This window comes from Klebsiella sp. CSG-1, from assembly GCF_056521145.1.
The window spans coordinates 244,368-256,579 of sequence record NZ_JBWNLD010000002.1 but is presented as its reverse complement, the minus strand read 5'-3'; the positions used below and the strand labels follow the sequence as shown (position 1 = coordinate 256,579).

Annotated in this window: 11 protein-coding genes; 5 read left to right on the top strand and 6 right to left on the bottom strand. The window is 55.6% G+C overall.

The genetic code is table 11. The features are described from left to right. Window positions 1-152: 152 nt before the first annotated feature. On the top strand, window positions 153-1,013 hold the full coding sequence (locus AC007G_RS05755) for an AraC family transcriptional regulator (protein WP_335289767.1): 861 nt from the start codon (window positions 153-155) through the stop codon (window positions 1,011-1,013). Window positions 1,014-1,022: 9 nt separating this feature from the next. Here the strand turns inward: AC007G_RS05755 and AC007G_RS05750 are convergent, their stop codons facing one another. Genes AC007G_RS05750 through AC007G_RS05740 form a run of 3 tightly spaced genes read right to left on the bottom strand, consistent with a single transcriptional unit; the run spans window position 1,023 to window position 3,233 of the window. Continuing rightward, window positions 1,023-1,796: an amino acid ABC transporter substrate-binding protein gene (locus tag AC007G_RS05750; RefSeq protein WP_032690722.1), complete on the bottom strand. Its 774-nt coding sequence runs from the start codon at window positions 1,794-1,796 to the stop codon at window positions 1,023-1,025. A gap of 35 nt (window positions 1,797-1,831) precedes the next feature. Further along, window positions 1,832-2,599 carry an amino acid ABC transporter ATP-binding protein gene (locus AC007G_RS05745; protein ID WP_479466555.1) on the bottom strand — a complete coding sequence of 256 codons (768 nt, stop codon included), beginning with the start codon at window positions 2,597-2,599 and terminating at the stop codon, window positions 1,832-1,834. Further along, complete coding sequence (locus tag AC007G_RS05740) at window positions 2,577-3,233, bottom strand: amino acid ABC transporter permease (protein WP_049268324.1); 657 nt, start codon at window positions 3,231-3,233, stop codon at window positions 2,577-2,579. Before AC007G_RS05740 ends, AC007G_RS05745 begins: the two co-directional genes overlap by 23 nt. A gap of 541 nt (window positions 3,234-3,774) precedes the next feature. On the opposite strand from AC007G_RS05740, the gene AC007G_RS05735 reads away from it, so the two are divergent. Then, entirely contained in the window at window positions 3,775-5,151 is a 1,377-nt protein-coding gene (locus tag AC007G_RS05735) for a pyridoxal-phosphate dependent enzyme (protein ID WP_162180068.1), read from the top strand. A gap of 9 nt (window positions 5,152-5,160) precedes the next feature. Then, window positions 5,161-6,306, top strand: a complete 1,146-nt coding sequence (locus tag AC007G_RS05730) for a trans-sulfuration enzyme family protein (RefSeq protein WP_032690718.1) — start codon at window positions 5,161-5,163, stop codon at window positions 6,304-6,306. Between the two features lie 229 nt (window positions 6,307-6,535). Here AC007G_RS05730 and AC007G_RS05725 read toward each other — a convergent pair whose 3' ends face one another. Further along, on the bottom strand, window positions 6,536-7,426 hold the full coding sequence (locus tag AC007G_RS05725; protein ID WP_046853448.1) for a LysR family transcriptional regulator: 891 nt from the start codon (window positions 7,424-7,426) through the stop codon (window positions 6,536-6,538). 99 nt (window positions 7,427-7,525) lie between these two features. Here AC007G_RS05725 and AC007G_RS05720 point away from each other — a divergent pair, with 99 nt between their 5' ends. Both AC007G_RS05720 and AC007G_RS05715 read left to right on the top strand, forming a co-directional pair. Then, window positions 7,526-8,128, top strand: coding sequence for a short chain dehydrogenase (locus AC007G_RS05720; RefSeq protein ID WP_032698778.1), 603 nt, complete (start codon window positions 7,526-7,528; stop codon window positions 8,126-8,128). Window positions 8,129-8,806: 678 nt separating this feature from the next. After that, the gene (locus AC007G_RS05715; RefSeq protein WP_479466554.1) at window positions 8,807-10,072 is read left to right on the top strand and encodes a purine-cytosine permease family protein; all 1,266 of its coding nucleotides are present in this window, start codon (window positions 8,807-8,809) and stop codon (window positions 10,070-10,072) included. 318 nt (window positions 10,073-10,390) lie between these two features. Here the strand turns inward: AC007G_RS05715 and argE are convergent, their stop codons facing one another. Both argE and AC007G_RS05705 read right to left on the bottom strand, forming a co-directional pair. Further along, window positions 10,391-11,542, bottom strand: coding sequence for an acetylornithine deacetylase (argE, locus tag AC007G_RS05710; protein ID WP_032697569.1), 1,152 nt, complete (start codon window positions 11,540-11,542; stop codon window positions 10,391-10,393). Further along, the gene (locus AC007G_RS05705; protein WP_032690712.1) at window positions 11,535-12,209 is read right to left on the bottom strand and encodes a DUF1028 domain-containing protein; all 675 of its coding nucleotides are present in this window, start codon (window positions 12,207-12,209) and stop codon (window positions 11,535-11,537) included. The genes argE and AC007G_RS05705 overlap by 8 nt, the downstream gene beginning before the upstream one ends. Between the last annotated feature and the right edge of the window lie 3 nt (window positions 12,210-12,212).

Here is a 12,212-nt window from a genome sequence, read left to right as displayed (position 1 = left end):
GGAGGAAGAATAGTCGCTTTTATTTGTGCGGCTAAGTGAGCACAATCACAAAATTAAACCGCCATTTCATTTTTGCTGGATATTTCACGCTGCCGGGGGGATAAATTGCAAATGATGGCGTAAAAACTTAAATCTGTTGTCCTGGAGGAAAAATGAGTGAATCACAGCGGCTGGAACGCATCACACTCGATAGCCGGGCGATCTCTTTTAACCGATTGCGCTCAACCAGCGCGATTTACTACCACTGGCACCAGTGCGTCGAATTCCTCTATATCTCCAGCGGCTATGGCATTGTGGTGGTAGATAACCAGCACTACACCGCTCGCCCGGGGCGCCTGTTTATTTTTCCTCCGTTTCGCCTGCACAAAGTGCAGGTCGACCACAGCGAGAAAAATCCCTATCACCGCACCACGATGCATATTGAACAGTCGGTAGTCGAAAGCATTATGGGGGGGTTTTCGCGCCATCAGGCCCAGTTTGCCGCGCTTGCCGCCAGCAACGCGCCAGCACAAATTTACGACCTCAGCGAACACGGCCCTTTCATGGAGAGAATTCTGACCCAATTTGACGGGCTGTATCACGGCGGGCAGATCGCCACCAGCGAGGTGGCCTTTCTGGTGATGCAGATAATGGGCTTTCTCCCCGCGCTACCCGAGCCATGTATTCCCCGACAGCAGACGGTCGCGTCGCGGATTATGAGCTGGGTGGAGGCTCACTACGCCAACAAATTTTCGCTGGATGAACTCGCCCAGGCGCTGGGCCTGTCGCGCAGTTACACCTCGCGCATATTCCGCCAGCAAACGGGCGGCAGCATCCACGAGTATCTGCTGACGCGCCGAATAAAGCGCAGTTGCGATCTCCTGCGCAGCACCAGCGTCAGTATGGATGAGATTGCGGCCGAAGTCGGATTTCGCGAAGTGACCTACTTTATTACCTGCTTCAGGAAGATGATGGGCCAGACGCCGCTGCAGTACCGCAAGGCGAGTCTGGCCAGAAACAGCGTGCTAACGTAGCCCGCGGGGCTATTTCGAGACGTCCGCGCCGAAATAGTGCCTGGAAATTCGCTGATAGGTGCCGTCGGCGCGAATATCGGCGATGGCGGCATCGATCGCCTGGCGCAGCTCCGGTTCCCCTTTGCGGATCAACACCGCTTCTTGTTCAGCATCGGTTCTTTCCGCCACAATTTTCACCGGCGCGTCGGGCTTGTGCTTTTTGAAATCGAGGAACGAGAGGTTGCTGTTGATGGTCGCATCCGCGCGCCCCTGTGATACCAGGGCGATTGACTGATCAAAGCCATCCGTCCCCACCACCTCCGCGCCATTTTCACGGGCAATTTGCGCGTAGTTGCTGGTCAGCGTGTGGGCGGACTTTTTGCCCTTCAAATCCGCAAAGGTGTGAATATCCTGATTGTTGTTATTCACGATGAGGACCGCTTTCGGGGTGATATAGGGGACCGAAAAATCATATTTCGCCTGACGCTCCGGCGTAATCGAGACCTGATTAATCACCGCGTCGTAGCGATTAGCATCCAGCCCGGCCACCAGACCGTCCCACTTGCCCTCAACAAACTCCGCTTTCACCCCAATCCGGCGGGCAATTTCACGCGCGATATCGACATCAAACCCCACCAGCTTGCCGGAAGTATCATGGTAGGTAAAAGGCGGGAAGGTCCCTTCGGTACCGACTTTAAATACTCCTGCTGATTTTATCTTCGCCAGGTTTTCCCCGGCACAGGCCGCGTGCGTCACGCTCAGTTGAATGGCGGTAGCCAGCAATGCGGTCATCAATACTTTCATCATTTACTCCTTTATCTGGATTGCCGGGTTATTTTTTAAATTTCCCAGGAGTCGGGAAACGTCTCGGTCAGCGTGGAAATAAAAAGCTGCGTACGCGTTTTCTTTGCCCGGGTAAAAATGTCCCGCGAGGTCCCGCTCTCCACAATCTGACCGGACTCGAGGAACACCACCTGTCTGGCAATATTTGCCGCCAGCCGAAGATCGTGGGTCGCCATCAGCATCGTCGTTCCCTCGTGCGCCAGCTGGCGCAAAACGGCGATCACCTCCTGAGCCAGTTCAGGATCCAGCGCCGAGGTCGGCTCATCGCAGAGCAGCACTTTCGGCGAGGGGGCCATCGCCCGGGCAATGGCGACCCGCTGCTGCTGGCCACCGGAGAGCATCGCCGGCCAGGCATGGCGCTTGTGCGCCAGGCCGACTTTAGCAAGCAGCTCTTCCGCCCGTGCCCTTGCCCGTTCGCGGGGCCATTTCTGCACCACCATCAGCCCCTGCATAATATTTTCCAGCACCGACAGATGCGGAAATAACTGGAAGTTCTGAAAGACCATGCCGGTTTGCTGGCAAATACGCCGAACGTCTTTTCTTTTTGGCGTCGCGGCGGGAGAAAAAATAATCTCCTCATTACCAATCGTTAATTTCCCGACCTGCGCGATTTCCAGTAAATTAATGCAGCGTAATAATGTACTTTTACCGCTGCCCGATGGGCCAATCAGCGCCGTCACGCTCCCCTCAGGAATCGTTAGCGAAATATCATGCAGCACCTTCTGGCGGGCGAAACTCTTTTCAAGTCCGGACAGCGTTATCATGATGTTCTTCCTTTGCCACCGTATTTCTTTCTAAACGTAATTCCAGCCGGGACTGTAAATATGATAAAACCGAACAAATTAATAAATAGAGCAGAGCCGCTTCGCTATACAGAATAAGCGGCTGATAGGTGACGGCGGCAATACGTTGAGCGGCTAAAAACAGTTCCGGAACGGTAATGACCGAGGCCAGCGAGGTATCCTTAACTAATGAAATAAAGGTGTTCGACAGCGGCGGCACCGCCACTCTCGCCGCCTGCGGCAGAATAATATAACGCAGCGATTGCCCCCAGCTCATGCCAATAGAGTGCGCGGCCTCCCACTGCCCTTTGGCGACCGACAGCAGCGTCGCCCTGATCACCTCCGAGGTAAAGGCGCCGACGTTCAGGGTAAAGCCGATAACCGCGGCCGGAAAGGCGTCAAGGGTGATCCCGACGCTGGGCAGGGCATAAAAAATCAGGAACAGCTGCACCAGCAAAGGCGTACCGCGGATAATCCAGACATAAAAACGCACCACGTTTTTCAACGGTGCCGGGCCATATAAACGAATCAGCGCGACAATAAACCCCAGCAGCAGCCCGAGGAAAAATGAAATTAAGGTTATGGGAATAGTAAAAACCAGCCCGGCATAGAGCATCGGCCAAAACGAGCTTATTGCTAATGAAATAAATTCCGGCACATATCACCTTTCTGCAAATCATCATTATTTATTACTGTTCTTTCCGGGGAACAGCTTATTAAAGGAGCTTACCATGCAGAACACCGCATCAGCATGTATCAATACTGGCATTAAATAGCCGACTTTGTGCTTTGCGCGGGCCGACCGCTACTCGTTGTTGCCGTGCCTACGGCGCGTCGCTGACGCGACCAATGAATTTGCGCAGCTGGCGAAAAAATAATAATCACCAACCATAAAAATCTCCTGCAGCCTATGGAATATTTTCGCCAATCCTTTGCCGAAATAAAGATAAGCGTCGCCAGGAAAGGGATAATCCGGTGAAAAATACGGCAAAAAAGGGCTTATCTGGAAATCAACACACCCAGGCGGCTAACAGGCTTTCCCTCCGGATGGCTAAAAAGCATCTTATATTCCATTTCGCTCTTAATAGCGGACAAATATTCTTTAAATTACCAATTTTGCAGACCTACCATTCAAATATCTCGATACGAATGGGCAAATAGTTATGTCAGTCTTTCACTCCATTAGCGACCTGATTGGTCACACTCCCCTGCTTCAACTGCATAAGCTGGATACCGGCCCCTGCAGCCTGTTTTTAAAGCTGGAAAACCAGAACCCCGGCGGGTCGATTAAAGACCGCGTTGCGCTGTCGATGATCAACGAGGCGGAACGGCTGGGGAAATTAAAACCCGGCGGTACCCTTATTGAAGCGACGGCGGGTAACACCGGGCTGGGGCTGGCGCTGATCGCCGCGCAAAAAAATTACGCCCTGACGCTGGTGGTTCCCGATAAAATGAGCCGGGAGAAAATTTTCCATCTCCGCGCCCTGGGAGCCAAAGTGCTCCTCACCCGCTCGGATGTGAATAAGGGCCACCCGGCCTATTATCAGGATTATGCGCGCCGCCTGGCGGAGGAAACACCGGGCGCTTTCTATATTGACCAGTTCAATAACGAAGCCAACCCGCTGGCGCACGCCACCACTACCGCGCCCGAAATATACGATCAGCTCGACGGGGATATCGACGCCATCGTCGTCGGCGTCGGCTCCGGCGGCACCCTCGGCGGCCTGCAGGCCTGGTTTGCCAGACACTCGCCAAAAACCGAATTTATTCTTGCCGACCCGGCGGGATCGATCCTTGCCGACCAGGTTGAAACCGGGCGCTACGGTGCAACAGGCTCCTGGCTGGTCGAAGGGATTGGCGAAGACTTCATTCCACCGCTGGCCCATCTGGACGGCGTCCGAACGGCCTATCGCATCAGCGATAGCGAAGCGTTCGCGACCGCCCGCCAGCTCTTACAAAGCGAGGGCGTGCTTGCCGGTTCGTCAACCGGCACCTTACTGAGTGCCGCGCTGCGCTACTGCCGGGCGCAGACCACCGCGAAACGAGTGCTCACCTTCGCCTGCGACAGCGGCAACAAATACCTCTCCAAAATGTTTAACGACGACTGGATGCGCCAGCAGGGCCTGTTGAGCCGGCCGACGCGCGGCGATTTAAGCGATTTTATCGCCCTGCGCCACGATGAGGGAGCCACCGTTACCGCCGCCCCGGATGACACCCTCGCCGCCATTCTCGCGCGCATGCGTCTGTATGACATTTCACAGCTGCCGGTACTGGAAAACGGCCGCGTCGTCGGCATCGTCGACGAGTGGGATCTGATCAGCCACGTCGGGGGCGACAGCCGGCGCTTTTCACTGCCCGTTGGCGAGGCGATGACCCGCAACGTAGAAACGCTGGATAAACACGCGCCGGAAAGCGCATTGAAAGCCATTTTCGATCGCGGCCTGGTGGCCGTTATCGCTGACAACGAACGCTTTTTGGGTCTCATCACCCGCAGCGACGTGCTGACGACCTGGCGCAACCGACTTGAACACTAAGGACGAAAGATGAAAAATTTGCATACGTTGAGCGTACATAGCGGCATCTTTAACGACGGGCACGGCGCCGTTATGCCGCCGATTTACGCCACTTCCACCTTTGCCCAACCCGCGCCGGGGCAACATACCGGCTATGAATACTCGCGCAGCGGCAACCCGACCCGCCACGCGCTGGAGACGGCGATTGCCGAGCTGGAGAGCGGCGCCCGCGGCTACGCGTTTGCATCAGGGCTGGCGGCGATTTCCACCGTCCTCGAGCTGCTGGATAAAGACAGCCATCTGGTGGCCGTCGATGATGTCTACGGCGGCACCTGGCGGCTGCTCGAAAATGTCCGCCGTCACAGCGCGGGGCTGCGGGTCAGCTGGGTCAAGCCCGACGATCTGGCCGGCATTGAAGCGGCCATTCAGCCGGATACGCGCATGATCTGGGTCGAAACCCCGACCAACCCGCTGCTGAAGCTGGCGGATCTCAGCGCCATCGCGGCGATTGCCCGTCGGCACAATATTATCAGCGTCACCGATAACACCTTTGCCTCGCCGGTCATCCACCGTCCCCTCGAGCTGGGCTTCGATATCGTGGTCCATTCGGCGACCAAGTACCTGAACGGCCACTCCGACGTTGTCGCCGGGCTGGCGGTCGTCGGTGACAATCGCGATCTGGCGGAGAAGCTGGGCTATCTGCAAAATGCGGTGGGCGGCGTACTTGACCCGTTCAGCAGCTTCCTGACGCTACGCGGTATCCGGACACTCGCGCTGCGTATGGAGCGTCACAGCAGCAATGCGCTGGCCCTCGCCGAATGGCTTGAACAGCAGCCGCAGGTGGAAAAAGTCTGGTTCCCGTGGCTGGCATCGCACCCCCACCATCAGCTGGCGCGCCGGCAGATGGCCCTGCCCGGCGGGATGATTTCCGTGGTGGTGAAAGGCGATGATACCTATGCGCAGCAGGTCATCAGCAGGCTGAAGCTGTTTACGCTGGCAGAGAGTCTGGGGGGCGTGGAGAGCCTGGTCAGCCAACCGTTCAGCATGACCCATGCTTCGATTCCGCTGGAACAACGGCTGGCCAATGGCATCACGCCTCAGTTGATCCGTCTCTCCGTCGGGATTGAAGATCCGCAGGATCTGATCGCCGACTGGCAGCACGCTTTAGGCGACTGAACAAAAAAATCCGCCGCCGGAATCATGCTGGCCACCGCAGGCCAGCAGATTTTTCACGGCGTATTGGGGATTTGCCTGAGACATGCCGATGTCGGTCACAGTGGTTTGGGAGAAGGAACGTTTTCTGGCGCGGGTTCTGCGGAACGTGCCAACGTGGCCTGACAGGCCGCACGCAGGTGCGCCAGCTTTCGCCAGGCGGCCTTAAAATAGCCGTCTCGCTGACCGCCGTTCATAAATAGCGTTTTCCCTCTTTCAGCACATGCTCTACGAAGCGGGTCAGCTTCGGCAGCGGGCGAAGATCCTGACGCCAGAGTAAATGTACCGGACGCGGATGGGGGGTATAGGCCTCCAGCACCCGCACCAGTTTGCCGCTGGCCAGCGCCTCGCTCAGTAAAACCTCCGGCTGGAGCAGCAGCCCGGCTCCGGCTATCGCCGCCATGCGCAGGCCGTAACCATCATTGCAGCGCAGAATCGCATCGCGCTTCCAGCGCACCGTGTCTTGCGCGCCCGGCAATGTCCACTCATTGCGCGCCGTCCACACCGTATGGGACAGACAACGATGATCGACCAAATCCGCCGGTACGACTGGCGTACCGTGACGAGCCAGGTAAGCGGGCGCGGCGCAAATCACCATCCGATAAGGACAGAGATATTTCGCCACCAGATCGGTGTGGTGAATATCACCAATACGGATCGCCAGATCGAAGCCCTCATCGACGAGATCGATCATCCGGTTAGTCAGATCCAGTTCGATGCGAACATCCGGCCACGCCTGTAAAAACGAGGCGGTCAGCGGCGCAATCACGCAGGCGCCAAAAGAGGTCGGCGCGCTGATGCGCAGCGTCCCGGCCGGCGCCAGTCGCAATCGTTCGACCGAGCTTTCGGCAATCGCGACCTGTTCAAGTACCCGTTTGGCCTCTTCATAATAGACGCGCCCGGCATCAGTCAAACTCTGGCGCCGGGTGTTGCGCTCAAGCAGTCGGGTGCCAAGCTCTCGCTCCGTCAGGGCGATATATTTACCGACCATGACCGCCGACATCTCCAGCCGCGATGCCGCGTCGGTAAAACTGCCGCACTCCACCACGGCAATAAACGTCTCCATTCCGCGTAGCTTATCCATATTACAAACCTCTGGTTAGTAATCATCTAACTTTTAGCCAGTTTATCCGATAACTGTTTCATTAAAGAATAGAGGCTCACAACCGATCAGGAGTCAGCCATGAAAATCGTCGTTATTGGTGCCAGCGGTACCGTCGGGCGCGCCGTCGCCGAAGAACTGAGCCGTCAACATCAGGTCATTCGCGTAGGTCGCACTCAGGGCGATCTTCAGGTGGATATCACCTCTCAGCCGAGCGTCGAAGCTCTCTTTGAAAAAGTCGGCCGGGTCGATGCGATTGTCTCGGCTACCGGCAATCTGTTCTTTGGCCCGCTGGCGTCCATGACGGACCGGGATTTCAACCAGGGCCTGCAGGACAAACTGCTGGGGCAAATCCGCCTGGCGCTAACCGGGCAGCATTATCTCAATGAAGGCGGTTCGATTACGCTTATCAGCGGCATTGTGGCCCATGAACCGATTGCCCAGGGCGTCAACGCCACAACGGTGAATGCCGGGCTGGAGGGCTTTGTCCGCGCCGCCGCCTGCGAACTGCCGCGTGGGATCCGTATCAACCTGATAAGCCCCACCGTACTGGCGGAGTCGCTCGCCGCTTATGACGGTTTCTTCCCCGGCTTCACCAGCGTCCCCGCTGCCGCCGTTGCTCAGGCCTATCGCCGCAGCGTGGAAGGGATACAGAGCGGCCGGGTGTACACCGTCGGCTACTGACCGCTGAGAGCACAGACAGCCTCTGCCCGGTCAGAGGCTGTTATCCCCGGCACAATAGCGGGGGACGACAGCCGTTTCCAGCCGCGATATTCGCGACAAAATAAAGAGAAAAGAGAGTACCAGGTGTTGTAAATATTGATCTGCTGCACACTCCCGATAAATGCATTTCATTGTGAAGCGCCACGCACAATTTATTGCCCTGGGCCATCCTTTCAACACCTCAATCACTGTATACCATGGTGTAACAGACTGATTTTCAGAGTGTAAGTGCTATTCCCTCATAAATATCATTGCTTAATACCGGGATGATCGCTTTTCCACATATTTAGCAGGCCTTTCTCATTCGACTGTACAACCAATCATTCCAGGCAATGGCCATCGCTACGGAGTTTTATCTGTCTGAAAATAACCTTCCAGCGGGTTAATTATTAAATCTCAATTAAAGCAGCATAAATCGCTAAAAAATAGATTTAACGGTTTATTCAGCGCGTTGATTCAGGATCGAGGACGCAGGTAAAGCATTTTTTTTATATCGACGTTCGACATTTTTAATAATTTCTAAAATGATGCGAGATTGTGACAATAGTAAACGAAATGTTATGATGAGTAGATTAGCTGTACTCCTCATTGGAATATCCATCTAACGCTGATTTAGCCCTACAGTGATGAGAGAGCACCATGACTAAACCTCAATCCGTTCATGTTGAAAACCTCGAAAGTAATACCATAAGACCTATTCCTCTTAATATGCGACACGGTAAACCTGGCGATCTTTTTACCATTTGGTTCGGCTCGAATATCATGTTATTAACCGTGATCACCGGTGCCATGTCGGTGACCATTTTCCACCTTTCTTTTTTCTGGTCCGTGATTGCCCTGCTGATCGGCAGCCTGGTTGGCGGTCTTTTTATGGCATTACATTCGGCGCAGGGTCCGAGGCTCGGCGTGCCGCAAATGGTGCAAACTAAGGGACAGTTTGGCTCCTACGGGTCGGTACTGGTGGTATCGATCGTGGTATTAATGTATATCGGATTTACCGCCTCCAGCCTGGTATTAGGCGGGCAGTCAATGCACGCTATCTATAAGCCGATGAACGCCGACGTCGGGATTATTATCGTCGGGGCGCTCAGTTTATTCGCCACCATCTTTGGCTATAAAATCATCCACTCCTACGCCAGAATTATGTCGTGGATTTCCGGTATTGTACTGGCCGCCACATTTCTGTGGATCGTGTTTGTACATGGCCTGCCGGTTGATTTCCTCGATCGCGGCGGCTTTAACAAAGTTGGCTTCCTCGGCGCGGTATCCATAGCGGCGCTGTGGCAACTGGCCTATGCCCCCTATGTCTCTGACTATTCACGCTATATGCCCTACAGCACCAACGATAAAAGCGTTTTTTATGCCAGCTATTTTGGCTGCATTTTAGGCTCCTACCTGCCGATGGTCCTCGGCGTGCTGGTGGCTATCTGTATTAGTAATGATGATATTATTCAAGGCATTATAGATCTGACCGGTGGAATGGGCACCCTGGTCATTGTGGTACTGGCACTGGGGATCGCCGCCACGAACTCCATGATGTTGTACTGCGGGGTTCTCTGCACCTTGACCCTGGGCCAGACTTTTATTGATGGCTGGTCGCCGATGGCCCGCGCCAGAATAATTACCGCCATCCTGACGATGATTCTCGAAATATCGCTGGCGATCTATGGTCAGGAAAACTTTTTATTAATCTACACCAACTTTATCACCGTGCTGTTATACGTGCTGGTGCCGTGGACGGCGATTAATCTGGTGGATTACTATCTGGTCGCTCATGGCGAATATGAAGTTGAGTCCTTTTTTAAACGCGATGGCGGAATCTACGGTTATTTTAATACCACGGCTATTTTCTGTTATTTACTGGGAATCGCCGTGGAGGTGCCGTTTATGTCGACGGCGATCTAAAGCGGACCTGTTGCGCTGTCATTTGGCGGCGCTGACTTATCATGGATTATTGGTTTGCTGGTTGTTTCTCCTGTCTATTATTACCTCTCCAGAGCGAAGACGGTCAAGAAGATGGCCTTTGTGAAAGAGAAAATTTAAAGCCACAGATTCCCTCAGTAATCATTTAGCTCCGGACAGATTCCGGAGCTTTTTTTATTGCTGGCGGGCAACAGGAAACGACCGCGGAGAATTAAAGAACGGCCTGAGCGAAAATAGAGAGCGGAAAAAATGCGGGAACAGAGAATGACGGAAATGCGCCCGGCCCCGGGCGCAAAAGATTCAGGAGGCCGCCATCCAGCGGCGCAGGTTATCCAGCATCGCCAGACATTGATCCAGCTGCGTCAGGGCAATAAATTCATCCGGCTTGTGCCCCTGCTCCATACTTCCCGGCCCACAAATCAAGGTTGCCACACCCGCTTCGTCAAACAGCCCGCCTTCGGTGCCAAAGGCGACGGTGGAGAACGTATCATTTCCCGCCCATTGCGCCAGCCAACCGGCAAAGGCCGACTGCGGATCGCTCAGCAGGCCGGGATACTGGCTGAGCGGCTGAAAGCGGATCGTTGCCTCCTCCGCCACCGCGCGCATCGCCTGCTCCAGTTCATCTTCGGCATACGCCTGCAGCCCGGAGAGCGTCTCAGCGAGCGACACATCCGGCAAATGGCGGATTTCAAAATCGAACTGGCAGCGTTCAGGCACAATATTGAGCGCCGCGCCGCCCGTAATCAGCCCCACCTGTACGGTGCTGTACGGCGGGTCGAAGCGCGCATCCTGCCTGAGCGCCAGCTTTTCACCCAATACGCCTAAGCGGGTAATCAGCTTCGCCGCATACTCGATGGCATTCACGCCATCGGGAGCATAGGCCGAATGGCAGGCCTTACCGTGAATATGGCAGCGCATGGCTAGTTTGCCTTTATGGCCGTAGACCGGGCGCATCTCCGTCGGCTCACCGATAATGCACAGCGCAGGCTTATCCTTTGAGGCTTTGAGATGGTTCACCAGACTGCGGACGCCGAGACATCCCACCTCCTCATCATAGGAAAAGGCCAGATGCAGAGGCATGTTTAACGGTTGTGCGAGGAAAGCGGGAACAGAGGCCAGCACGCAGGCAATAAAGCCCTTCATGTCGGTGCTGCCGCGCCCGTAGCACAGGCCATCGCGGAGGGTAAGTGCAAAAGGAGGGACCGTCCAGCGCTGGCCGTCAACCGGCACCACATCGGTATGGCCGGAGAGCATTACCCCCCCTGGCCCCGGCGGCCCCAGGCGGGCGTAAAGATTGGCTTTTTTGCCGTCGTCATCGTAGAACAGCCGGCATTCAATGCCAAAACCGCTCAGAAAGCGGTTTATGTAATCGATCATCTCGAGATTGGATTCGCGACTGGTGGTATCAAAAGCCAGTAGCGTTGCCAGTATCGACTGCAGCTCATTATTCATCGCCCGGTACTCCGTAACTGGGGGCCTCCCGCGGGTCGAGCGCGCGCGTGATATAGGCCTGCATCTGCGGCTCATAGGCCTGCCAGAGCGCGGCCAGCTCGCCGATGGGATCGTCCTCGCTCCAGTCAATGCGCAAATCCACCAGCGGCCACGAATAATCATCCACGACCTTCACCGCCGCAGAGTGGACCGGACCGGCCTCACCGCCGCAGGCCAGACCGGCCTGTAGCGCGGCCAGCAGGCGCAGCGCCATTTCGCCTTCGCTCTGCTGAAACCCCGCCACCATCGCCTCAATAACCGCCGTGCTGGCCAGCATATTTCCAGCGGCAATACAGTTTTCTCCTTCGGCAACATGATAGATACCGAGGGTTTTATCGCCGCTGAAGGCGGCGGTTTGTCCATTGGCGTCGATGGCGATAATCTGCCGGTAGCGGCTGAAATCATCCTCCGCCAGCGCCCTGCGCAACGCGATATCCGGCGCTAGTCCCTGTTCCAGCTGCGCTAACGCCAGCTGACCCAGCGCCGGTAAGGTGATGTTCTGACTGGATACCGCCCCCACCCCGGCCTGTAGCCAGGGACAGCGGGCGCCGACGGCAATGCTGGAGGAGCTGAGCGCAATCCCAAACTGCCCGCTTTCCGGGCAATATGCTGCGATAGAAAAGGTCATCGT

What these genes read in the sequence shown, in the direction of transcription:
- AC007G_RS05750 (WP_032690722.1), bottom strand. Translation starts at nt 1,796, where the DNA reads ATGAAAGTATTGATGACCGCATTGCTGGCTACCGCCATTCAACTGAGC.
- AC007G_RS05740 (WP_049268324.1), bottom strand. Translation starts at nt 3,233, where the DNA reads ATGCTCTATGCCGGGCTGGTTTTTACTATTCCCATAACCTTAATTTCA.
- AC007G_RS05720 (WP_032698778.1), top strand. Translation starts at nt 7,526, where the DNA reads ATGAAAATCGTCGTTATTGGTGCCAGCGGTACCGTCGGGCGCGCCGTC.
- AC007G_RS05745 (WP_479466555.1), bottom strand. Translation starts at nt 2,599, where the DNA reads ATGATAACGCTGTCCGGACTTGAAAAGAGTTTCGCCCGCCAGAAGGTG.
- argE (WP_032697569.1), bottom strand. Translation starts at nt 11,542, where the DNA reads ATGAATAATGAGCTGCAGTCGATACTGGCAACGCTACTGGCTTTTGAT.
- AC007G_RS05705 (WP_032690712.1), bottom strand. Translation starts at nt 12,209, where the DNA reads ATGACCTTTTCTATCGCAGCATATTGCCCGGAAAGCGGGCAGTTTGGG.
- AC007G_RS05755 (WP_335289767.1), top strand. Translation starts at nt 153, where the DNA reads ATGAGTGAATCACAGCGGCTGGAACGCATCACACTCGATAGCCGGGCG.
- AC007G_RS05730 (WP_032690718.1), top strand. Translation starts at nt 5,161, where the DNA reads ATGAAAAATTTGCATACGTTGAGCGTACATAGCGGCATCTTTAACGAC.
- AC007G_RS05725 (WP_046853448.1), bottom strand. Translation starts at nt 7,426, where the DNA reads ATGGATAAGCTACGCGGAATGGAGACGTTTATTGCCGTGGTGGAGTGC.
- AC007G_RS05715 (WP_479466554.1), top strand. Translation starts at nt 8,807, where the DNA reads ATGACTAAACCTCAATCCGTTCATGTTGAAAACCTCGAAAGTAATACC.